The sequence below is a fragment of the Roseovarius dicentrarchi genome, from assembly GCF_003316635.1.
Lineage (GTDB): Bacteria > Pseudomonadota > Alphaproteobacteria > Rhodobacterales > Rhodobacteraceae > Roseovarius > Roseovarius dicentrarchi.
In genome coordinates, this window is sequence record NZ_QNQP01000015.1 from 1 (window position 1) to 20,828 (window position 20,828).

General features: G+C 64.0%; 17 protein-coding genes and 1 pseudogene. 9 read left to right on the forward strand and 9 right to left on the reverse strand.

Translation table 11 applies throughout. The features are described 5' to 3' along the window. Nucleotides 1-127: 127 nt before the first annotated feature. Nucleotides 128-1,804 (forward strand): annotated as a pseudogene (locus DQ230_RS11460) (ATP-binding protein); the annotation flags it as partial. 52 nt (nucleotides 1,805-1,856) lie between these two features. On the opposite strand, the gene DQ230_RS11465 reads toward DQ230_RS11460, so the two are convergent. From DQ230_RS11465 to DQ230_RS11495, 7 genes are all read right to left on the reverse strand, one after another. Then, entirely contained in the window at nucleotides 1,857-2,603 is a 747-nt protein-coding gene (locus DQ230_RS11465) for an ABC transporter ATP-binding protein (protein WP_113912769.1), read from the reverse strand. Beyond that, a complete protein-coding gene (locus DQ230_RS11470) occupies nucleotides 2,600-3,385 on the reverse strand; it encodes an MlaE family ABC transporter permease (RefSeq protein WP_113912770.1) in 786 nt (261 codons plus the stop codon). Before DQ230_RS11470 ends, DQ230_RS11465 begins: the two co-directional genes overlap by 4 nt. Then, nucleotides 3,382-4,419, reverse strand: a complete 1,038-nt coding sequence (gene alr / locus DQ230_RS11475; RefSeq protein ID WP_113912771.1) for an alanine racemase — start codon at nucleotides 4,417-4,419, stop codon at nucleotides 3,382-3,384. Before alr ends, DQ230_RS11470 begins: the two co-directional genes overlap by 4 nt. A gap of 139 nt (nucleotides 4,420-4,558) precedes the next feature. Continuing rightward, complete coding sequence (locus DQ230_RS11480; protein WP_113912772.1) at nucleotides 4,559-6,070, reverse strand: replicative DNA helicase; 1,512 nt, start codon at nucleotides 6,068-6,070, stop codon at nucleotides 4,559-4,561. Between the two features lie 181 nt (nucleotides 6,071-6,251). Further along, nucleotides 6,252-6,926, reverse strand: a complete 675-nt coding sequence (locus tag DQ230_RS11485) for an orotate phosphoribosyltransferase (protein ID WP_113912773.1) — start codon at nucleotides 6,924-6,926, stop codon at nucleotides 6,252-6,254. Between the two features lie 49 nt (nucleotides 6,927-6,975). Further along, the gene (gene pyrC, locus DQ230_RS11490) at nucleotides 6,976-8,022 is read right to left on the reverse strand and encodes a dihydroorotase (protein ID WP_113912774.1); all 1,047 of its coding nucleotides are present in this window, start codon (nucleotides 8,020-8,022) and stop codon (nucleotides 6,976-6,978) included. Between the two features lie 46 nt (nucleotides 8,023-8,068). Beyond that, entirely contained in the window at nucleotides 8,069-9,046 is a 978-nt protein-coding gene (locus tag DQ230_RS11495) for a phosphoadenosine phosphosulfate reductase (RefSeq protein ID WP_113912775.1), read from the reverse strand. Between the two features lie 163 nt (nucleotides 9,047-9,209). On the opposite strand from DQ230_RS11495, the gene DQ230_RS11500 reads away from it, so the two are divergent. The 8 genes from DQ230_RS11500 (at nucleotide 9,210) to DQ230_RS11535 (ending at nucleotide 19,498) form a co-directional block, all read left to right on the forward strand. After that, on the forward strand, nucleotides 9,210-10,118 hold the full coding sequence (locus tag DQ230_RS11500; RefSeq protein WP_113912776.1) for an AAA family ATPase: 909 nt from the start codon (nucleotides 9,210-9,212) through the stop codon (nucleotides 10,116-10,118). A gap of 58 nt (nucleotides 10,119-10,176) precedes the next feature. Continuing rightward, nucleotides 10,177-11,457, forward strand: a complete 1,281-nt coding sequence (locus DQ230_RS11505; RefSeq protein ID WP_113912777.1) for a vWA domain-containing protein — start codon at nucleotides 10,177-10,179, stop codon at nucleotides 11,455-11,457. A gap of 116 nt (nucleotides 11,458-11,573) precedes the next feature. Next, nucleotides 11,574-13,547 carry an OmpA family protein gene (locus DQ230_RS11510; RefSeq protein ID WP_113912778.1) on the forward strand — a complete coding sequence of 658 codons (1,974 nt, stop codon included), beginning with the start codon at nucleotides 11,574-11,576 and terminating at the stop codon, nucleotides 13,545-13,547. Nucleotides 13,548-13,629: 82 nt separating this feature from the next. After that, on the forward strand, nucleotides 13,630-14,595 hold the full coding sequence (locus DQ230_RS11515) for an XdhC family protein (protein WP_113912779.1): 966 nt from the start codon (nucleotides 13,630-13,632) through the stop codon (nucleotides 14,593-14,595). After that, a complete protein-coding gene (locus tag DQ230_RS11520; RefSeq protein ID WP_113912780.1) occupies nucleotides 14,592-15,605 on the forward strand; it encodes a molybdopterin-binding protein in 1,014 nt (337 codons plus the stop codon). The genes DQ230_RS11515 and DQ230_RS11520 overlap by 4 nt, the downstream gene beginning before the upstream one ends. Before the next feature lie 79 nt (nucleotides 15,606-15,684). Beyond that, nucleotides 15,685-16,182, forward strand: a complete 498-nt coding sequence (locus DQ230_RS11525; RefSeq protein ID WP_113912781.1) for a (2Fe-2S)-binding protein — start codon at nucleotides 15,685-15,687, stop codon at nucleotides 16,180-16,182. A gap of 36 nt (nucleotides 16,183-16,218) precedes the next feature. After that, nucleotides 16,219-18,600: a xanthine dehydrogenase family protein molybdopterin-binding subunit gene (locus DQ230_RS11530; RefSeq protein WP_113912782.1), complete on the forward strand. Its 2,382-nt coding sequence runs from the start codon at nucleotides 16,219-16,221 to the stop codon at nucleotides 18,598-18,600. Nucleotides 18,601-18,709: 109 nt separating this feature from the next. Then, nucleotides 18,710-19,498, forward strand: coding sequence for an FAD binding domain-containing protein (locus DQ230_RS11535; protein ID WP_113912783.1), 789 nt, complete (start codon nucleotides 18,710-18,712; stop codon nucleotides 19,496-19,498). Here DQ230_RS11535 and DQ230_RS11540 read toward each other — a convergent pair. Continuing rightward, nucleotides 19,495-20,088, reverse strand: a complete 594-nt coding sequence (locus DQ230_RS11540) for an SAM-dependent methyltransferase (protein ID WP_113912784.1) — start codon at nucleotides 20,086-20,088, stop codon at nucleotides 19,495-19,497. The two genes, DQ230_RS11535 and DQ230_RS11540, sit on opposite strands and share 4 nt — an antisense overlap. Nucleotides 20,089-20,163: 75 nt before the next feature. Then, a complete protein-coding gene (gene infC / locus DQ230_RS11545) occupies nucleotides 20,164-20,766 on the reverse strand; it encodes a translation initiation factor IF-3 (protein ID WP_113912785.1) in 603 nt (200 codons plus the stop codon). Between the last annotated feature and the right edge of the window lie 62 nt (nucleotides 20,767-20,828).

Sequence of the window (20,828 nt, forward strand, 5' to 3'; positions counted from 1 at the left end):
GCGATGACCAACCGTACCCAAGGCCCCCGGAGCTGTCCGGGAATTACCGAAATCCCTGTCCGGGATTTACCGAAACGCGTGTCCGGGAATTACTGAAATCCGTGTCCGGGAATTAGCGAAACCCGCACTGATCGGGGAGCGTGCGCGCATGCTCGACCGGATTTGCCCTACGCTGCCTTTGCGGTCGGGCCAGATGAATGACATCAGTACCCAGTCGGGCGTACAGCAATGCCTTGTGATCGAATTGGAAGGTATCGCCGGCAGGCGCGAGATTTTTCTGATGCCCAGCCTGGCAAAGCCGGAGGGAACGGTTGATGGCTGGACGTTCTTCGAAGAATTGCCGGTGCCGTTGCTCAAACTGGCGCGCAGCGGCATTATCGAGCTTTGCAATCGCCCCGCCGCCGATCTTCTTGGATGCGAAGGGGCGGCGGGCCGGCAGATCACCGATCTGCTGGAGGGGTTGGGCCGCTCGATTCCGGATTGGCTTGAGGACGCGGCGCTGTCGCGCGGCGCGCTTCATTCCGAGTTTTTGCGCGTAAGACGGTCGGATCGCGAAGTCTTCATACAGGTCACCCTGAATCGCGCGATTGAAAACGGCGAGCCGATCCTGATCGCGGTTCTGAACGATGCGACAGAATTGAAATCGCTTGAGGCTCAGTTCGTTCAATCACAAAAGATGCAGGCCATCGGCCAGCTGGCGGGCGGCGTTGCGCATGATTTCAACAATCTTCTGACGGCGATTTCCGGCCACTGCGATCTTCTGCTTCTGCGCCATGACCAAGGCGATTCGGATTATGGCGATCTGCTGCAAATCAACCAGAACGCAAATCGCGCGGCATCCCTGGTGAACCAGTTGTTGGCCTATTCGCGCAAGCAGACCCTGCGACCGGAAATCATGGATCTGCGGGACGCCATGTCGGACCTGACGCATTTGCTGAACAGGCTTGTCGGGGAAAAGGTCGTGCTATCGCTTAATCATGATCCATCCCTGTGGTCGATCCGCGCCGACAAGCGCCAGTTTGAGCAGGTCATAATGAACCTCGTGGTCAATGCGCGCGATGCCATGCCCGATGGCGGTGATATTCGGATCGAAACGCAGAATGTGACATTGGAGGCGCCGCTACAGCGTGACAGGGCGGTGGTCGCGGCCGGTCAGTGGGTCAGGATCAGCGTCAAGGATGCGGGCGTCGGCATACCGCAGGACCGCCTGCACAAAGTGTTCGAGCCATTTTTCACGACCAAACGCACCGGGGAGGGAACCGGCCTTGGCCTGTCCACGGCGTATGGAATTGTCAAACAAACCGGCGGCTTCATCTTTGTTGACAGCAAGGAAGGCGAGGGCACGACGTTCTTCTTGATGTTCCCGGCCCACGAGGCAGTGGCGGCGGTCGTCGAGCCTGCAAAGAAACCCCAGATCGAGACAACGCCGACGGAGGGCCTTGTTCTGTTGGTCGAAGATGAGGCGCCGGTGCGTGCCTTCGCATCGCGGGCGCTGCAAATGCGCGGATTCACCGTGCTGGAAGCGGAGTCGGCGGAAGATGCGCTCGACATTCTCGAAGATCCATCGATTGTCATTGATGTTTTCGTGACAGACGTTGTGATGCCCGGTATGGATGGACCCAGCTGGGTTCAGCAAGCGCTCAAAGCGCGGCCTGACGTGCGGGTTGTGTTCGTCTCGGGATACGCGGAAGAGGATTTTGGCGACACACAATCGCGCATCCCCAATTCGGTTTTCCTGCCCAAGCCATTTTCGCTGACCGAATTGACCGAAGTCGTCCAGAGCCAGATGAGTGACGCGCAATAGAATTTCACTGCGAACAGTCAGCGCCGTCCAAGGGCGTCGGCCGGATTGATTGCTATCTGACCGCCTCGATGGGGCCAGTTGCACGGCCATGGATGAACTGATCCAAATATGGATCGTTAGATGTATCCATATCCGCAACCGGCCCGGTCCACTGGATTACACCGTCATGCAGCATGGCGACATTGTCCGCGATGGCACGAACAGACATCATGTCATGGGTGATTGTCATCGCTGTGGCACCCATTTCCACGACAATCTCGCGGATCAACTCATTGATGACGCCCGACATGATCGGATCCAGCCCTGTGGTCGGTTCGTCGAAGAAGATGATCTCGGGCTCGGCGGCAATAGCGCGGGCAAGCCCGACACGCTTTTGCATGCCGCCTGACAATTCGGCGGGAAATTTGTCCGCAGCATCTGGCGTCAGGCCAACGCGGCGCAATTTTTCGATCGCGATTTCCCGCGCTTCATGGGGGGGGCGCTTGGTTGCGCCGCGCTGCAGGCGAAAGGCAACATTCTGCCACACAGGCAGCGAATCAAACAGCGCAGCACCTTGAAACAGCATGCCAAACCGCGCCAGAAAGGCATCCCTGTCACCGCGTGTGACATCATGACCGTCCAGCGTGATTGTCCCGCTGTCGGGTTTCACCAGCCCGAGGATGGATTTCAGCAAAATTGACTTGCCCGTGCCGGACCCGCCAATGATGACCATGGACGACCCGCTATCCAGCGTCAGATTGACACCGCGCAGAACATGATTGCGGCCAAAGGATTTTCGAACATCGGTGAGGGTGATCATGCCGTGAAAAACACTTCCGTCAGGATGTAGTTGCTGGCCAGAATCAGCACCGATGAGGTGACCACTGCCGCCTTGGTGGCGCGGCCTACGCCCTGGGCGCCGCGGCCTGAGTTCATACCGTAATAACAGCCCATAAGTGCCACGATGAAGCCAAAGACCGCGCCCTTGATCATGCCGCTTAGAACGTCCCAGAATTCGAGGAAATTCAGCGTGTTATGCATATAGGACGCCGCGTTGAAATCAAGGCGGCCAACCCCCACCAGAAACCCGCCCATGATGCCGATCACATCGCCCACGCCCACCAGCAGCGGGACCGCCAGCGTCGCGGCCAGAACGCGGGGCAGCGTCAGGTATTTCATCGGGCTGGTGCTGAGGGTCGTCAGCGCGTCGATCTGCTCCGTCACCTTCATCGTGCCGATTTCGGCAGCAATGGAGGAGGCCACGCGCGCGGCCACCATAAGCCCGCCCAATACCGGACCAAGCTCGCGCGTCAGGCCGATTGCGACGATGGAGGGAACGACCGTTTCAGCGTTGAACCGCGCGCCACCTGCGTAGATTTGCAGCGCCAGCGCGCCGCCGGTGAACAGCGCGGTCAGCCCGACAACCGGCAGCGACAGCCAGCCGATCTGGATCAGTGCGTGACCAAATTCGCGTGTGTAGAAGGGGGGCCTGAACAAATGCGACACCGTTTCGCCGGCAAACAATGTCACCCGGCCAACCCCCGCCAGTGCCGCAAAAACATGCCGCCCGATGGCGGCCAGCAAGGTTGTAATCACGCTCATCCGCCCAGATACCGCCGCGTATAGCGCTCGCCCAGTGATGTCAGGATCTCGTAGCCGATGGTGCCAGCGGCATCGGCCAATGTGTCCACCCCTTGCTGCGGCCCGAGCAGCGAAACGGATTTGGGGTCGCTGGCCGTATCGGTCACATCAACGCCAATCAGGTCCATTGAAATACGCCCCACGACAGGGCAACGCACATCATCGGCCCAGACAGAAATACGGTCACCAAGGCAGCGCAGAATTCCATCGGCATACCCGGTGCTGAGCGTGGCGATGCGGCTGGGACGCTGCGCGATCCATGCACGCCCATATCCCACCGCGTCGCCCGGCGCGACATCGCGGCATTGGATCACGGGAATATCCAGCGTCACAACCGGGCGGGCATTGTCAAAGGGCAGCCCGCCATACATGCCAATGCCCGGACGGGTGACGTCAAAGTGATAGGCCCGGTTCAGCAATATGCCGCCGGTATTGGCCAGGCTCAGCGGGCAATCAAGGCCACTGGTCATCTGGCGGAACCGGGCGAGCTGATCGGTGTTCATCGGGGCATCCGGCTCGTCCGCGCAGGCCAGATGGCTGATGATCAGCTGCGGATCCTGCGCAAGGGCGATGTCGCGCACGGCTGCCCATTCACTGGGCTCCATGCCCAGCCGGTTCATGCCGGTATCCAGTTGCAGCCCAAAGGGATGGCCCGGCAGCGCCTCAAGATGGCGGATCATCTGATCGAGCGAATTCAGGATCGGCGTCAGGTCCATATCGCCCAGCATATCCGCGTCGCCGGCCATATGGCCCGACAGGATGTAGATCACCGGGCCGGGACCGAGTGCCTGGCGCAGCGCGGCGCCTTCTTCGGCCACGGCCACGAAAAATGTGCGCGCGCCGGCCTTGGCCAATGCCCGGCCCACGCGGCCCGCGCCAAGGCCATAGGCGTTGGCCTTGACCACGGCGCCCGGCTCGGCCCGGCCCATGTTTGCAAGGGCGGTCCAGTTGGCGGTCAGCGCGGGCAGGTCGATGGTCAGGGTTGCTGTGCTCATGTCGAGGGTTTTGACACGAGTGCGCGCCGCGTCAAGGCCAAAGAGCCTTTTTGCCCGGATCCGCCACGGTGCGGCTGGGCGAAGAAAATTCGCCGAATTTTCTGGCGCAGCCCGCCGGTGTTTCGCAAATGGCGCCGCATTAGAATTCCTGCTCGCTGCCGCCGCCATTTTGCCACGGCTGCACAAGGTTGCCGAACCGGGTAAAGCGCCCCTCGAAGCTAAGCTCGATTGAGCCAATAGGGCCGTGGCGCTGTTTGCCGATGATGACTTCGGCCTTGCCGTGCAGGCGCTCCATGCGTTCTTGCCAGGCGGCCATTTCGTCCAGCCGGTCGTCCGATGGTTTCTCGCGCTCGACGTAATATTCCTCGCGGAAAACGAACATGACCACGTCCGCGTCCTGTTCGATCGAGCCGGATTCGCGCAGGTCCGACAGCTGGGGCCGTTTGTCCTCGCGGTTTTCCACCTGACGCGACAGCTGCGACAGGGCGATCACCGGAATGTCCAGCTCTTTGGCGATGGCTTTGAGGCCCATGGTGATTTCGGAAATCTCGTTCACGCGGTTCTCGCTGCGCCCGGTGCCGCGCACCAGCTGGAGGTAATCGACCATCAGCACGTCCAGCCCATGGGTTCGTTTCAGCCGCCGGGCGCGTGCGGCCAACTGGCTGATCGGCAGGGCGGGCGTGTCGTCGATGTAAAGCGGGCAGGATTCCAGCTGCTTGGCCGCATCGACAAAGCGGCGGAATTCGCCCTCGGTCATATCGCCGCGGCGGATCTGTTCGCTGGGCACTTCGGACGCTTCGGACAATACCCGCGCGGCCAGCTGCTCGGCGCTCATCTCGAGCGAGTAGAACCCCACCACGCCGCCCTCGACCGCGCCCTCGGTGCCGTCGGGCAGGGTGCCGCGCTTGTAGGCCTTGGCGATGTTGAACGCGAGGTTCGTGGCCAGCGACGTCTTGCCCATCGACGGGCGCCCGGCGAGGATCAGCAGGTCGGATTTGTGCAGGCCGCCCAGTTTCTTGTCCATGTCGATCAGCCCGGTGGAGATGCCGGCCATGCCGCCCTCGCGCTGATAGGCGGCATTGGCCACATTAACAGCGTCCGTTACCGCCCTGAGAAAGCTCTGAAATCCGCTGTCGGTCTGGCCTTGCTCGCTGAGTTTGTAAAGTTGTTGTTCGGCCTCGACGATCTGGTCCTTTGGCTCGGAGTCCACGTTCATGTGGGCGGCCTTGCCGGCGATGTCGTGGCCAAGCGCGATCAACTGGCGGCGAATGGCCAGATCATAGATCATCTGCGCGTAATCGCGCACCGCATAGGTGCTGATCGCGGCGCCGGCGAGGTTAACCAGATAGGCGGGGCCGCCCAGTTCCTTGAGCCCCTCGTCGTCTTCCAGAAATGCCTTGATGGTGACGGGTGAGGCGAGGTTGTTTTTCGCGATACGCGCGGCTGAAGTTTCGAAAATGCGGGCGTGGACCGGATCGTAGAAATGTTGCGGGCCGATGATGCTGGCGATGCGGTCGAATACGTCGTTGTTGGTCAGGATCGCGCCCAAGAGCTGCTGCTCGGCCTCGATCGAGTGGGGCATGGTGTCAGCGGCCTGAATTTCGGTCCCCGCGGCGCTGCCGCTGGCGTTGAATTTGATGATCTCGTTCATGTCACTCTCCGGCTGCCCTGCGATGCCGTCATAGACGGATGCGCCGTGCGGGTGCAAACTGTATAAACCTGTGGGTGGTTTCGGGGCATCCCGCGCTGCCGCTATATTGCGGTCAGAAGGCAGGATCCGTCAACATCTGGGGGATGTTGCGGGCGGATTGCCGCCCGCAAATGACCCAAGGTCAGGCGCGGGCGTCCTGCCATGCGCGGGGCGCCTTCAAAAACGCCTCGACCTCGCGCAGGGTGGCGTCATCGAACGTGCCTTGGGCGCGCGCCTCGGCCAGAACGTCCCACCATGTGCAAAGGTGGTGGAGGGCGACGCCGTGATCGTCCAGCGTTTTGATCGTGTCCGGGAAAATGCCGTAGTAGAAGATTACGGCCGTATGTGCGCAGCTCGCGCCGGTTTCGCGGATCGCATCGACAAACCCGATTTTCGACCCGCCATCGGTGGTCAGATCCTCCACCAGCAGCACGCGCTGGCCCTCGAGCATCGTGCCCTCGATCCGCGCGCCGCGGCCGTGGCCTTTGGGTTTTTTGCGCACGTAGGTCATGGGCAGGGCCATCCGCTCGGCGATGAGAGCGGCGAAGGGGATGCCGGCCGTCTCGCCGCCTGCGATATTGTCGAACGCTTCAAGCCCGGCATTGCGCATGACGGTGACGGCCAGAAAATCCATCAGCGTGCTGCGGATGCGCGGGTAGGAGATCAACTTGCGGCAGTCGATATAGGTCGGACCGGGCAGGCCGGAGGAGTAGATATAGGGCGTTTCGGCGTTGAAATGAACGGCACCGATTTCCAGCAGCATGCGCGCCGTGAGGCGGGCGATTTCGTCGGCGGGGGGGTAGGAGCTGGGTATCATGCGGGCGGTCCTTGTGGATGGGTATGTTTCGCCTTCGGCGAGGATATTTTCAGCAAGAAGAACGGGCGGTCACGTGCCATTCGGGGGTAAAGCCCGGATCGAAGAGGGTGACGGGGCCATCCTTTGTGTCGATATGCGCGGGCAGATCGGGGGCACCCTTGGCGAGGGTGAGGGTGCCGCTGTTGGGTTCAAGCCCGTAGAAGGCGGGGCCGTTGAGCGATGCGAAGGCTTCGAGAGTGTGCAGCGCGCCCTCTTGCTCAAACACATGCGCAAGGATTGGCATCGTGTTCGGCGCGGTAAAGCATCCGGCGCAGCCGCAAGGCTGAAGCTTGGCCGGGTCCGTGTGTGGCGCGCTGTCAGTGCCAAGGAAGAAGCGCGCGTCGCCCGATGTGGCGGCAGCGCGCAGGGCGAGGCGATGCTGTTCGCGTTTGGCCACCGGCAGGCAGTAGTAATGCGGGCGGATGCCGCCGGCCAGGATGTGGTTGCGGTTGATCACCAAGTGATGGGTCGTGATGGTGGCGGCCAGATCGCTGCCATGCGCCGTGACGTAATCGACCCCTTGGGACGTTGTGATATGCTCCATCACCACCTTCAGGCCCGGCACGCGGCGGCGCAGCGGATCAAGCACGCGGTCGATGAACACCGCCTCGCGGTCAAAGATATCGACGGCGGGCTCAGTGACCTCGCCATGGACGCAAAGCGGCAGGCCGATATCTGCCATCCGCTCCAGCACGCCCTGCACGCGGGTGAAATCGGCAACACCGCTGGCGGAATTGGTGGTGGCGCCTGCCGGGTAGAGTTTGACGGCGCGGATCAGGTTTGACGCATGCGCGGCTGCAACGTCATCTGCATCTGTATCTTCGGTCAGGTAGAGGGTCATCAGCGGGGTGAAATCCGCGCCCTCCGGCAGGGCGGCGAGGATCCGGTCGCGGTAGGCGGCGGCATCGGCGCCGGTCACGACGGGCGGCACCAGGTTGGGCATGATGATCGCGCGGGCAAAATGCGCCGCGGTCCACGGCAGAACGGCGCGCAGCATGGCGCCGTCGCGCAGATGCAGGTGCCAGTCATCGGGGGTGCGGATGGTCAGATGGGTCATGCCTGCGCTTTACACAATTACCGTGAGCCGCGCCAGTGGTGTCGGCTTAATCGTCGGTGCCCTCAGTCGTTTGCGGTGGCAGTGGGGTGCCATCCGCCTTTGCTGTCTTGTAGGCCGCCTCCAGCGCCTTGCGAAACGGGCGGGCGTTGCGCTGCTCCAGTACATTGCGCGCCAGCAGGACTGTCAGGTAAGGGCGCGCCTCGGCCTTGAGTTTTTGCAGCAAGGTGAACTGGTAGCCGCCGTCATGGCGCCGCGCGCGATAGAGCGCGGCCAAGGCGGCGCGGTCCAGCTTGCCTGCGCTGATCTGGGCAAGGATCCGGAACAGGATCTGAAGCCGGATCAGCCCCGCCTCCAGCTGCGGCCCCATGAACCGCATGCGAAACAGCGTGACGTTGGGACGCGTGAACAAGGCGGCATGCATCGCGTCCAGATCGCTTTCGGGATCGTAGAGGATGAAGGCCTCGGCGGCTGCATCCAGCATATCGGGCGCATATCCGTAGCGATCCGAAAAGGACGTGCGCCGCATGTGGCGATATCGGTCATCCCATTCAGATACGCGCGGATCGAGGCTGGCCTGCGGTGACAGCGCCACCACTTTGGCGCCGGGGGCAGCAACGGAAAACGCCGCCGCCGCATAGCCGCAAGGACCGGCGCCGTAGAAGATCACCTGATCGAAATCCTCGAAAAACCCGTCGTCAATCAAGCGGTCAAAATAGCCGTAGACATTGGGGTCACGAAACCACGTGTCGCCGTCCGACACGATGCACAGATGCGACCAGCCCAGTGCCCGCGCCATCTCCCAGCCCAGCGGATGGCCACGCGGCGACCGCGCCTCGATACGCTGATGCGTCTCGAAGGTGACCAGCAGCGTCGGCTTATCCTCGATAAAGACGGCAGCGTGACGCGCGCCCAGACGCTGGACATACCCGTCCTCGCCTGTGATCTCCTCCACCGTATTCAGCCACGCCTCGCGCCCGGACAGGTGTGACAGCGGTGCGTCGATGGGTTTTGGGGCGTCTTGCATGGGCGTGGTCCTCGACTGTAACGCGCGGAAAAATACGGGCCGCGACATCACGGTGATAGGCGGCAATTCTGGCAAAACTTTGGTAAATTCGTGGGGTTTGCTGGACAGGATGCGCAAGGCGCAGCAGGATAGCCGCTGACAGGCAACGATAGCGGACGGCCAGATGACCGATATAGCCAGCATTGACGACGTGCAGCAGGCGCTTGCGCACGAGGGATACGTTTGCGGGCGCGCGCTGGCCACGGCGGTATTCCTGTCGCTGCGGCTGGGCCGGCCCCTGTTTCTGGAAGGCGAGGCCGGCACCGGCAAGACCGAGATCGCCAAGGCGATTGCCGCCGCGCTGGGCCGCCGGTTGATCCGGCTGCAATGCTACGAGGGGCTGGATGCCTCCAGCGCCGTTTACGAATGGAACTTTGCGGCGCAGATGATCGCCCTGCGCGCGGCCGAGGCGGGCGGCAACGCCGATAGCGCCGCATTGACCGATCAGCTTTTCACCGAAAAGTTCCTGATCGAACGCCCCCTGCTTCAGGCCATGCGCCCGCAACCCGGCGGCGCGCCCGTGCTGCTGATCGACGAGATCGACCGCACGGACGCCCCGTTCGAGGCGTTCCTGCTGGAGGCGCTCAGCGATTTTCAGGTGACCATCCCCGAACTGGGCACCATCCGCGCGCCCGCGCCGCCAATCGTCATCCTGACCTCCAACCGCACCCGCGAAGTGCATGACGCGCTCAAGCGCCGCTGCCTCTATGCGTGGGTCGACTACCCCGATTTCGAGCGCGAAGCCGAAATCCTCGCCGCCCGCGCGCCCGCGCTGTCCGCATCGCTCAGCCGCGAGGTGGTGGCCTTCGTGCAGGCCCTGCGCACCGAAGATCTGTTCAAGAAACCCGGCGTTGCCGAAACCATCGACTGGGCCAAATGCCTGCTGGCCCTGGACGCCGTCGCGCTCAGCCCGCAGGTGGTGGCCGATACGCTGGGCGCCTTGCTGAAATATCAGGATGACATCGCAAAATTGCAGGGCAGCGAGGCGGCGCGTCTGCTTGATCAGGTCCGCGCGGCGCTGCCACCGGCATGATCCTTCATCTTGGCGCAAATACTCCGGGGGTCCGGGGGTAGAACCCCCGGCGCGACATATGCAAGATTATCCTGACCTCGATCTGCCGGACAACCCCAGGCTGGCGCAGAACATCACCCATTTCATCCGCGCCCTGAGGCGTGCCGGCCTGCCTGTGGGGCCCGGCCGCGTCATTGACGCGGTGCGCGCCGTGTCGGCCGCCGGTTTTACCTCCAAAAGCGACTTTTACTGGACGCTGCACGCGCTGTGCGTCACCCGCCCGGAACACCGGGCGGTGTTCGCGCAGATATTCCGGCTTTACTGGCGCGATCCGCGCTTTTTGGAACATATGATGGCGATGCTTCTGCCCGCGATGCGCGGCCTGAATGAAAGCCCGCCCGCCAAACCCGCCGAGAAACGCGCGGCAGAGGCGCTGCTGGACGGGGCGCAGGCGCCGATGCCTGACCTGCCCGAGGCGAATGACGACGATAGCCTGCTGGAGTTTGACGCCAGCGCCACCGCCTCGGCGCGCGAACGCCTGCGCAGTCTTGATTTTGAGCAGATGGGAGCGGATGAGATCGCGCAGGCCAAGCGGATGCTGGCCCGCCTGACGCTGCCTGTGCCGCCGATGCTGTCGCGCCGCATGACCCCGGACGCGCGCGGGCGGCTGATGGATGCGCGCGCCACGATGCGCCTTGCCATGCGCCGGGGCGGCGAGATCACGCAGCTGGCCCGCCGCGCGCATCGCCGCCGCGCGCCGGATCTGGTGGTGCTATGCGATATTTCCGGCTCGATGAGCCAATATAGCCGCATGGTGCTGCATTTCGTCCACGCCGTTGCCAATACTCGCGGCGCGGATCGCAGCGGCGGCTGGGGCCGGGTACATGCCTTCACCTTTGGCACCCGGCTGAGCAATATCACCCGGCATCTGGACACGCGCGATGTCGATGCCGCGCTGGCGGCGGCCGGGCGCGAGGTGCCCGATTGGGAGGGCGGCACGCGTATCGGCGGCAGTCTTGCCGCGTTCAATCATGACTGGTCGCGCCGGGTGCTGGGGCAGGGCGCGGTGGTGCTGCTGATCACCGACGGTCTGGACCGGGGCGCGCCGGGCGACCTGGCGGCGCAGATGCAGCGCCTGCATCTGACGGCGCGGCGGCTGATCTGGCTGAACCCGCTGCTGCGCTGGGATGGGTTCGCCCCCAGGGCCCAAGGCATCGCTGCGATGCTGCCGCATGTGGACAGCCTGCTTGCCTGTCATTCCGTCGCGTCGATCGAGGATCTGGCAGCCGCGTTCGCTGCCGGGCCGCATGCGGGGGAAAAGACCCGGCTGATGGCCGCGCGCGGAACTCCGCCCATCTAGCGCGCTTGCGCGGAACAATCTGCGACAAGGGGCGTTGTGGCGCCAATAATCCGGGTCGTGCAGCATGCCGCACATTTGCCGTGCGACCCGGCGTGATTTGAAAACAGGAGAGACTTATGCGCCGCAACTGGCTTACATCGACAACAGCACTGGCTTTGGTCCTGAACGCCGCCGCGCCCCTGCCGGGCGCCGCGCACGCGACTGCATCGCTGAATGCGGATGGGGCCACGGGCGCCCCCCCCCAGGTGGTGCGCCTGGCGCAGAACGATGCGGACTTGGCAAGCGAGAACGCGGTGACAGACGCGCTCGAGGATGCGCTGGACAGCGCCGGGGACAGCGCCGCGAGCGAGGCTGAGGCCGCGCAGCAAGCCGCCGAGGATGCCGCGGCGACAGCCGCCGCCGAGGCGGAGCAGCAGGCGGCCGAGATTGCCGCCGAAGCGGACGCAACCGCCGCAGAAGCCGCCGCCGCGGACGAGGCCGCCATCCAGGCCGAAGCTGACGCCGAGCGGGCCGCCGCCGAGGCCGATGCCGCCGCCGCCGCAGATGCAGCAACGGCACAGGACGCCGAAGCCGCCGAAGCTGCCGCCGAAGCCGAAGCTGCCGCCGCAGAGGCCGAAGCAGCCGCTGCGGCCGATGACGCCGCCGCCGAGGCTGCTGCAATCGCCAACGAGGAGGCAGCAGCGGCCGCTGCCGCTGCCGAAGCCGAAGCACAGGCGGCTGCGGAAAAACAGGAAGCGGAAGAGCAGGCAACCGGCGCACCCACCGAAGCCCCGGCTGACGCTCCCGCCGCAACAGACGCTGAAACTGTAACCGACGCGCCAGACGCCACAGCAAGCGGAGACGATGCCGCGGCGCCCGAGACGCAAGTTGATCCCGACACAGCAGAGGGAACGACCGCGCCGCAGGATACCTCCGACGCGCCGGTTGAAACCACTGCCCCCGAGCAGGCGGACACGGCTGATGCACCGGCCCCCGACACCGCCGAAGTGCCGGAGGTCAGCGCCGAGGCGCAGGCCGACGCCTTGGCCGATGAAACCGTCGACGCACCTGCCGCCGCCGCTGCCAGCGGCGAGGGCGAGGTGGTCGATACTCAGGAAGGCACCGTAACCGAAGATCAGGCGCGCGCCTCGAACGAGGAGTTTGAGACCACGGCGAGCGGTCAGCAAACAGCCGCCCCTGCCGCCAAGAAGAAGGATAACGACCTGCTGAAAGCGGTCGGAATCGCCGCTGCGGCGGGTCTGGGCGCCTATGCGATCGGCAAGATGCTGGACAATGGCGGCGAGGTTGTGTCGAACACCGGTGACCGTGCGGTTGTGCGCGATCCCAACGGCACGTACCGCATCATCAAGGACGACGATACGCTGCTGCGCCAGCCCGGCAGCAACGTGGCGACGCAAACCTACAGCGACGGCTCCACCCGGACCGAGGTTGTCGCGCGCGACAATTCCTCGACCGTGACGATCCGCGCCGCCGATGGCCGCGTGCTGCGCCGCACGCGCATCCTGCCCGATGGTCAGGAGATTGAGCTGTTTGACGATACGCGCAATTTCGAGCGGGTCGACGTCAGCAATCTGCGCCCCGCCGCGCAGAGCGATTACGACTACAGCACCGCCGACGCCGAAGGCTTGCGCGCAGCCCTCAACGCCAAGAATCAGGCGCTGCCGGATCGCAGCTATTCGCTGAACCAGATCCGCCGGATCGACGCCGTGCGCAAACTGGTGCCGGTGATTGCGCTGGACGCGATCAACTTCCGCACCGGCTCGGCCGTGATCGAGGCGCAGGAGGCGGAATCGCTGTCGGCGCTGGGCAACGAGATGCTGGCGGCAATCCGGAAGGATCCGTCGCAGGTGTTCCTGATCGAAGGGCATACCGATACGGTCGGCGATGCCAGTTATAATCTGGCCCTGTCGGACCGGCGGGCGGAATCTGTCGCGCTGGCTCTGACGGAATATTTCGACGTGCCACCGTCGAACATGATCGTCCAAGGTTACGGCGAGGCCGATCTGCGGATCAAGCAGGCTGGCGATATTCGCGGCAACCGCCGGGGCGCGGTGCGCAACATCACGCCGCTGCTGCGCGGCGGTCGGTAGGCCGCGCGCGGCGCGACCGCCGCGTTATTACGATTGAGTGTCACGGCCCTCCGCCTCATACTGATGGCGGAGGGTTTTTTGCATGTCCGAGGTCGACGATATACCGCACATCGCGCTGGGCTGGCACCGGGCCGGTCAGGGCGCCGCGCTGGCAACCGTGGTGCAGACATGGGGCAGCGCGCCGCGCCGGGTGGGCGCGATGCTGGCCGTCTCCGGGCATGGCGACATGGCGGGGTCAGTCTCGGGCGGTTGCGTTGAGGGGGCCGTGGTGGCCGAAGCGTTGGAGGCTATCGCCGATGGTGCGCCCCGGATGCTGGAATATGGCGTCAGCGACGGCGATGCCTTTGCCGTCGGGCTGGCCTGCGGCGGCACGATCCGGGTGCTGGTGCAACCCATCGGTGCCGCGCTGCCCGAGCCTGTGCTGGCCGCGCTGGTCACCGCCCGCGCGGCGCGCCAGCCCGCCGCGCTGATCACCGCGCCCGGCGCTGTGCCGGTGCTGGAGACGGCCGGGCACGAAGACCGGTTTCGCGCGGATCGCTCGGGCTTTGCCGAGGATGGCCAGACGTTCATCGCCATTCACAACCCGCCCCTGCGGCTGATCGTGGTAGGGGCCGTGCATATTGCTCAGGCGCTGGTGCCGATGGCGCGGATCGTGGGGTATGACCCGGTCATCATTGATCCGCGCGCGGCCTTTGCCACCGACGCGCGGTTTCCGGGCGAGACGTTGCTGGACGACTGGCCCGATGATGCGGTGCGCGCGCTGGGCCTCGATGCCCGCACGGCGCTGGTGCTGCTGACGCATGACCCCAAGCTGGACGATCCCGCGCTGACCGAGGGGCTGCGCAGCGGCGCATTCTATATCGGCGTGCTTGGCTCGACCCGCACCCACGCCCGGCGGCTGGAGCGGATGCGCGAGGTCGGCTTTGCCCACCAGGATCTGGCGCGCATCCATGGCCCGGTCGGGCTGAATATAGGCGCGGTCGGCCCGGCGGAAATCGCCCTCAGCATTCTGGCACAGATGACCGAAGTGCTGAGGCACGGGGCATGAAATTCGGCCCCGTTCCACTGGCCGAGGCAGGCGGTGCCATTCTGGCCCATTCGATGCGGGCGATTGGCCCCGGCGCCGCGCCCTACAGGATCGCCAAAGGCACCACCCTGGAGGCGCAGCACCTGCGCGATCTGGCAAAGGCATCGATCGCGCATGTCATCGCCGCCCGGCTGGAGCCGGGGGATGTGCATGAAAACACCGCCGCCGAACATCTGGCGGATGCCATCCTGACAGGCAGCAGCGGACTGCGCGCGCGCAGCGCAAGGACGGGCCGCGTCAATCTGGTGGCACACCATGCGGGGGCGGTATCCATCAACGCGGCGGCCATTCTGGCAGCCAATATGGTGGACCCCGGCATCACAATCGCCACGGTCCCGGTCTGGCACAGGATCGCCGCAGGCGGGCTGGTCGCAACGATCAAGATCATCCCCTACGCCGTTCCCGGTGACCGCCTGGCAGAAGCCTGCGCTGCGGCGCGCGGCGCGATTGATCTGCATGGCGCGCAGGCCGCGACGCTCAGCCTGATTGAAACGCGCATCGGCCCGGACGCGCCGGCGATAAAGGGCCGCCGCGCCATGGCGGCGCGCGCCGCCAATTTCGGCGCCGCCCTGACGCCGCGCTTGGTGGTTCCGCATCAGGCCGGCGCGATTGCGGCGGCGCTGTCGCAGGCGCCGGGCGATGTGCTGCTGATCCTTACGGGGTCGGCAACATCCGACATCGGCGATGTCGCACCCGAAGGGCTGCGGCTGGCGGGCGGGCAGGTGGACCATTACGGGATGCCGGTTGATCCGGGCAATCTGCTGTTTCTGGGGCGCTTGGGCGCGCGCCCGGTGATCGGCCTGCCGGGCTGCGCCCGGTCGCCTGCATTGAACGGTGCCGACTGGGTGCTGGAGCGGGTGATTTGCGGCATTCCGGTCACGCCCGCAGACATCGCCGCCATGGGCGTGGGCGGCCTGCTGAAGGAGATTCCCAGCCGCCCGATGCCGCGCCGCAGCAAGAATTTGACGTAAAAACAGGCTTCTCAAGTAAACAAAGCCGTGCTTAACTCCCTCCCAGACAGCGATACCTAGACATGCAAGGGAGGCGCCCATGTCCGAAGTCACCATGACAGTGAATGGCAAACCCGCGCGCGGCACCATCGAGGGCCGCACCCTGCTGGTGGAATTCCTGCGTGACACGCTGGGCCTGACCGGAACGCATGTCGGCTGCGATACCAGCCAATGCGGCGCCTGCACCGTGCATGTGGATGGCAAGGCGGTGAAATCCTGCACCATGTTCGCCGCCGAGGCCGACGGCGCAACCGTCGACACAATCGAAGGGCAGGCGGCCCCCGATGGCACGCTGAACACCATTCAGCAGGCGTTTCAGGACTACCACGGCCTGCAATGCGGGTTCTGCACCCCCGGCATGGTGATGAGCGCGGCGGCTTTGTTGAAAGACACCCCAAAGCCCACCGAAATCGAAGTGCGCCGGTATCTTCAGGGCAATATCTGCCGCTGCACCGGCTATCACAACATCGTCAAGGCGATCCTTGCGGCCAGCGGTCAGGATGTGACCGGCATTCCGGGCGAAATCGCCGCCGAATAAACCAGCCCGCAAACCGCCACATCAGGGAGACCCGACATGCCAAAGGATAACGCACCCGTTCATGGCGGCATCGGCGCCAGCCCCAAACGGCGCGAGGATGTCCGCTTTCTCTCTGGTACGGGCAATTATACCGATGATATCAACCTGCGCGGACAGGCATATGTGCATTTCCTGCGCTCGGACATTGCCCACGGCAAAATCAACGGGCTCGACCTGTCGGAGGCCGAGCAAATGCCCGGCGTGCTGCGCATTTTCACAGGGGAGGATTTCAAGACCGCGGGCTCCATCCCGTGCGGCTGGCAGATCACCGACCGGTTCGGCCAGCCGATGCAGGAACCCCGTCACCCGATTTTATGCGAAACCCATGTGCGCCATGTCGGCGATCCCATCGCGGCCATCGTTGCCGAAACGCTTCATCAGGCCCGCGACGCCGCCGAGGCGATTGGCCTTGATATAGAAGAGCTGCCAGCCGTCATCGATATGCGCGCCGCGCTGGAGGATGGCGCGACCAAGGTGCATGACGATCTGGCCAGCAACCTGTGTTTTGACTGGGGCTTTGTCGAGGAAAACAGACAGGCGGTGGATGACGCGATCAGCTCTGCCGCGCATGTCACAACCGTTGAGTTGGTCAACAACCGCATGGTGCCCAACGCGATGGAACCGCGCGTTGCCATCGGCGATTACAACCGTGGTACAGGCGACTCCACGCTCTACACCACGTCGCAGAATCCGCATGTGATCCGCCTGCTGATGGGCGCGTTCGTGCTGAACATCCCCGAACACAAGCTGCGCGTCGTGGCGCCCGACGTGGGCGGCGGGTTCGGCTCGAAAATCTTCCACTACGCCGAAGAGGCGTTCTGCACCTTTGCCGCCAAGGCCTTGAACCGGCCCGTCAAATGGACCTGCACCCGGTCCGAGGCGTTCCTGAGCGATGCGCAGGGCCGCGACCACGTCACCAAGATCGAGCTGGCGCTGGACAAGGATAACAACTTTACCGCCGTGCGCACCGATACGCTGGCCAATATGGGCGCGTATCTGTCCACATTTGCGCCGTCGATCCCCACATGGCTGCACGGCACGCTGATGGCCGGCAATTACAAGACGCCGCTGGTCTATCTGAATGTGCGCGCGGTGTTTACCAATACCATCCCCGTCGACGCCTATCGCGGCGCCGGCCGCCCCGAGGCAACGTATCAGCTGGAACGTGTCATCGACAAGGCCGCGCGCGAGCTGGGCGTGGATCCTATCGCGCTGCGGCGGCAGAATTTCGTGACCGAGTTTCCCTATCAGACACCGGTGGCGGTGGAATACGATGCGGGCGATTTTCACAGACTGGCCGACAAGCTGGAGGCCAAGGCCGATCTGGAGGGCTTCGCCGCCCGCCGCCAGCAAAGCGAGGCGCGCGGCAAGCTGCGCGGCCTTGGCGTGAACTGCTTTATCGAGGCGTGCGGCATCGCGCCCTCCAATCTGGTCGGCCAGTTGGGCGCGCGCGCGGGCCTGTATGAAAGCGCGACAGTGCGCGTCAATGCGACGGGCGGCATCACCGTGATGACCGGTAGCCACAGCCACGGGCAGGGGCACGAGACGGCCTTCCCGCAGGTGGTGGCGGACATGATCGGGATTGACGCGAACATGATCGAAATCGTCCATGGCGACACCGCCAACACGCCGATGGGCATGGGCACCTATGGCTCGCGCTCCATCGCTGTCGGGGGCAGCGCCATGGTGCGCGCCACCGAGAAAATCATCGCCAAGGCCAAGAAGATCGCGGCGCATATCATGGAAGCCTCGGACGAGGATATCGAGCTGAAGGATGGCAAGTTCACCGTGGCCGGCACCGACAAATCGCTGGCCTGGGGCGACGTCACGCTTGCCGCCTATGTGCCGCACAATTACCCGCTGGACGAGGTCGAGCCGGGGCTGGAGGAAACGGCGTTCTACGATCCGAACAACTTTACCTACCCGGCCGGCGCCTATGCCTGCGAGGTGGAGGTGGACCCCGAAACCGGCAAGGTGACGATCCAGAAATTTACCACGGCGGATGATTTTGGAACGGTGGTCAACCCGATGATCGTGGACGGACAGGTGCATGGCGGTCTGGCGCAGGGGATCGGCCAGGCGCTGATGGAGAATTGCATCTATGACGCGGACGGTCAGCTTCTTTCGGCCAGTTACATGGATTACTGCATGCCGCGCGCAGACGATATGCCGTTCTTTGTGGTGGATCACAGCAACGGCACGCCCTGCACGCACAACCCGCTGGGCGTCAAAGGCTGCGGCGAGGCGGGCACGATCGGATCGCCCGCAACGGTGGTGAATGCAGTGGTCGATGCGCTGCAATCGGCGGGGCACAAGGTGGATCATGTGGATATGCCGCTAACGCCGCTGCGCGTCTGGTCCGCGATGCAGCAGGGCTAAGGGTTAGGGCGCGGCGTGTCCATATTTGCTCGGACCGAGGGCGTCGTAGGGATGGCCGCGGGATGTTTCAGGCGAAAACACAAGCTGGCCGGAAAATGGAGATGTCGGGATGTATGCATTTGAGATCGAGCGGCCTGCCACCATCGAGGAGGCGGTCAGGGCGTTGAGCGCGGAGGAGGCGCAGCCGCTGGCCGGGGGCCAGACGCTGATTCCGACGTTGAAACAGCGCCTTGCGATGCCGTCTGTGCTGGTCAGTCTGACGGGCATTTCCGGGCTGCGCGGCATCCGCACCGACGAGGGCGGGCAACTGTGCATTGGCGCCTCGACAACACATGCCGAAGTGGCGGCAGGGGCGGGCGTTTTTCCGGGCCTTGCCACGATGGCGGGCCGAATTGGCGATCCGGCGGTGCGCAATCGCGGAACGATGGGCGGCTCGTTGGCCAATAACGACCCGTCCGCCTGCTACCCCGCAGCGGCACTGGGCGCGGGCGCGACCATCGTGACCGACCGGCGCGAAATTGCAGCCGACGATTTCTTTCAAGGCATGTTTGACACGGCACTGGATGAGGGCGAGATCATCACAGAGGTCAGATTTCCTGTGCCAGCGGCGTCGGCATATGCCAAGTTCGAGCAGCCCGCATCACGCTTTGCGCTGGTCGGTGCGTTTGTCGCAAGATTTCCGGGCGGGGTGCGCGTGGCTATCACCGGCGCGTCCGAAGGCGGCGTTTTCCGCTGGGCGGAGGCCGAAGAGGCGCTGAGCCGGGATTTCACCGCGTCCGCGCTGGAGGGGGTGAGCGTGCCGTCCGGCGACATGATTGGCGATCTGCACGGAACCCCGGAATACCGCGCGCATCTGGTTGCAATCATGACGCGCCGGGCGGTCACTGCCGCGGCTTAGGCCGGTTTTCGCGCGATGAAATCGATCAGCGCGGACATGCCGGAATGGCCCCGACCTTCGTTGATTTCACGCTCATAGGCGCGGTTCTCCAGGATGTTCCAGCCGGTGAAACTGTCCTTCAGCAGATCCTCGGTATACATGTTCTCGGCGCGGGGCGGCCCGCCTGTCCCGCGCCCGACCTGCTCGGGCGTATAGCCGTGCAGCAGCATCAGCCCGCCGGGTGCAACGCTGCGTTTCATGTTCTGCATCAACTCGGCGCGTGCGTCAGGGCCGAGGAACTGAATGAATATGCCGACGACCAGATCATAGGTCCGGGGCCAGTCATGTGCCGTCACATCGACGTTCTGAAAATCGACATTTACGCCCCGTTTGGTGGCCAGTTTGCGTGCCTTTGCAATCGCCGACGGGGCAAATTCCAGTGCCGTCACCTCAAGCCCGCACTCCGCCATGAAGATCGAATTGCGCCCCTCGCCGTCGGCCACGCTCAGCGCGCGCTGGCCGGGTGACAGCAGGGCTTGGTGGTCCAGCATGAATTGCGCCGGGGCGGTGCCGAAAACGTATTCTTCGGTATTGAAACGGTCTTCCCACATTCTGCTGCTCCTGCACATGCAAACGGCCCGGAGTTACTCGGGCCGTTTGGTTGAAATATCTTTCGGCGGGCCGACCTAGCGCGGCAGGGGGCCGATGATCATGATCATCTGACGGCCTTCCATCTTCGGCATGCTTTCGACCTTGCCATGACCGTCGACATCCGCTGCGATGCGTTGCAGCAAGGCGCGGCCCAGATCCTGGTGCGCCATTTCACGGCCGCGGAAACGCAACGTGATCTTGACCTTGTCGCCGCCTTCGAGAAATTTGAAGACGTTGCGCATTTTGACGTCGTAGTCATGCGTATCGGTGTTGGGCCGGAATTTGACCTCTTTCACCTCGATGATCTTCTGCTTTTTGCGGGCTTCGGCTTCGCGCTTTTGCGTCTCGTACTTGTACTTGCCGAAATCCATGATCTTGCATACGGGCGGCTTGGCGTTGGGTGAAATCTCGACCAGATCAAGGCCCGCCTCGATCGCCATTTCCAATGCGCGCGCACCTGACACGACACCAACATTTTCGCCATCGGCGCCAATCAGCCGAATTTCGGGATCACGGATGCGGTCGTTTACTCGGGGTCCAGTGTCGCGCGTGGGGGGCGCGTTATGCGGTCTGCGGGCTATGGCTTTGATCCTTAGATTGTGGGTATGTCTTTCGGAACAGCAACGTAGTCGTCCCATGGTGATGTTTCAAGCTGCAAATTGGGCTGATCCGTGCCGATCCGGCGGGAATCGACCTTGCG

Bases quoted from the DNA above. Each gene is read 5' to 3' on its own strand.
- DQ230_RS11465 (WP_113912769.1), bottom strand. From the start codon at position 2,603: ATGATCACCCTCACCGATGTTCGAAAATCCTTTGGCCGCAATCATGTT.
- DQ230_RS11470 (WP_113912770.1), bottom strand. From the start codon at position 3,385: ATGAGCGTGATTACAACCTTGCTGGCCGCCATCGGGCGGCATGTTTTT.
- alr (WP_113912771.1), bottom strand. From the start codon at position 4,419: ATGAGCACAGCAACCCTGACCATCGACCTGCCCGCGCTGACCGCCAAC.
- DQ230_RS11480 (WP_113912772.1), bottom strand. From the start codon at position 6,070: ATGAACGAGATCATCAAATTCAACGCCAGCGGCAGCGCCGCGGGGACC.
- DQ230_RS11485 (WP_113912773.1), bottom strand. From the start codon at position 6,926: ATGATACCCAGCTCCTACCCCCCCGCCGACGAAATCGCCCGCCTCACG.
- pyrC (WP_113912774.1), bottom strand. From the start codon at position 8,022: ATGACCCATCTGACCATCCGCACCCCCGATGACTGGCACCTGCATCTG.
- DQ230_RS11495 (WP_113912775.1), bottom strand. From the start codon at position 9,046: ATGCAAGACGCCCCAAAACCCATCGACGCACCGCTGTCACACCTGTCC.
- DQ230_RS11500 (WP_113912776.1), top strand. From the start codon at position 9,210: ATGACCGATATAGCCAGCATTGACGACGTGCAGCAGGCGCTTGCGCAC.
- DQ230_RS11505 (WP_113912777.1), top strand. From the start codon at position 10,177: ATGCAAGATTATCCTGACCTCGATCTGCCGGACAACCCCAGGCTGGCG.
- DQ230_RS11510 (WP_113912778.1), top strand. From the start codon at position 11,574: ATGCGCCGCAACTGGCTTACATCGACAACAGCACTGGCTTTGGTCCTG.
- DQ230_RS11515 (WP_113912779.1), top strand. From the start codon at position 13,630: ATGTCCGAGGTCGACGATATACCGCACATCGCGCTGGGCTGGCACCGG.
- DQ230_RS11520 (WP_113912780.1), top strand. From the start codon at position 14,592: ATGAAATTCGGCCCCGTTCCACTGGCCGAGGCAGGCGGTGCCATTCTG.
- DQ230_RS11525 (WP_113912781.1), top strand. From the start codon at position 15,685: ATGTCCGAAGTCACCATGACAGTGAATGGCAAACCCGCGCGCGGCACC.
- DQ230_RS11530 (WP_113912782.1), top strand. From the start codon at position 16,219: ATGCCAAAGGATAACGCACCCGTTCATGGCGGCATCGGCGCCAGCCCC.
- DQ230_RS11535 (WP_113912783.1), top strand. From the start codon at position 18,710: ATGTATGCATTTGAGATCGAGCGGCCTGCCACCATCGAGGAGGCGGTC.
- DQ230_RS11540 (WP_113912784.1), bottom strand. From the start codon at position 20,088: ATGTGGGAAGACCGTTTCAATACCGAAGAATACGTTTTCGGCACCGCC.
- infC (WP_113912785.1), bottom strand. From the start codon at position 20,766: ATGGGACGACTACGTTGCTGTTCCGAAAGACATACCCACAATCTAAGG.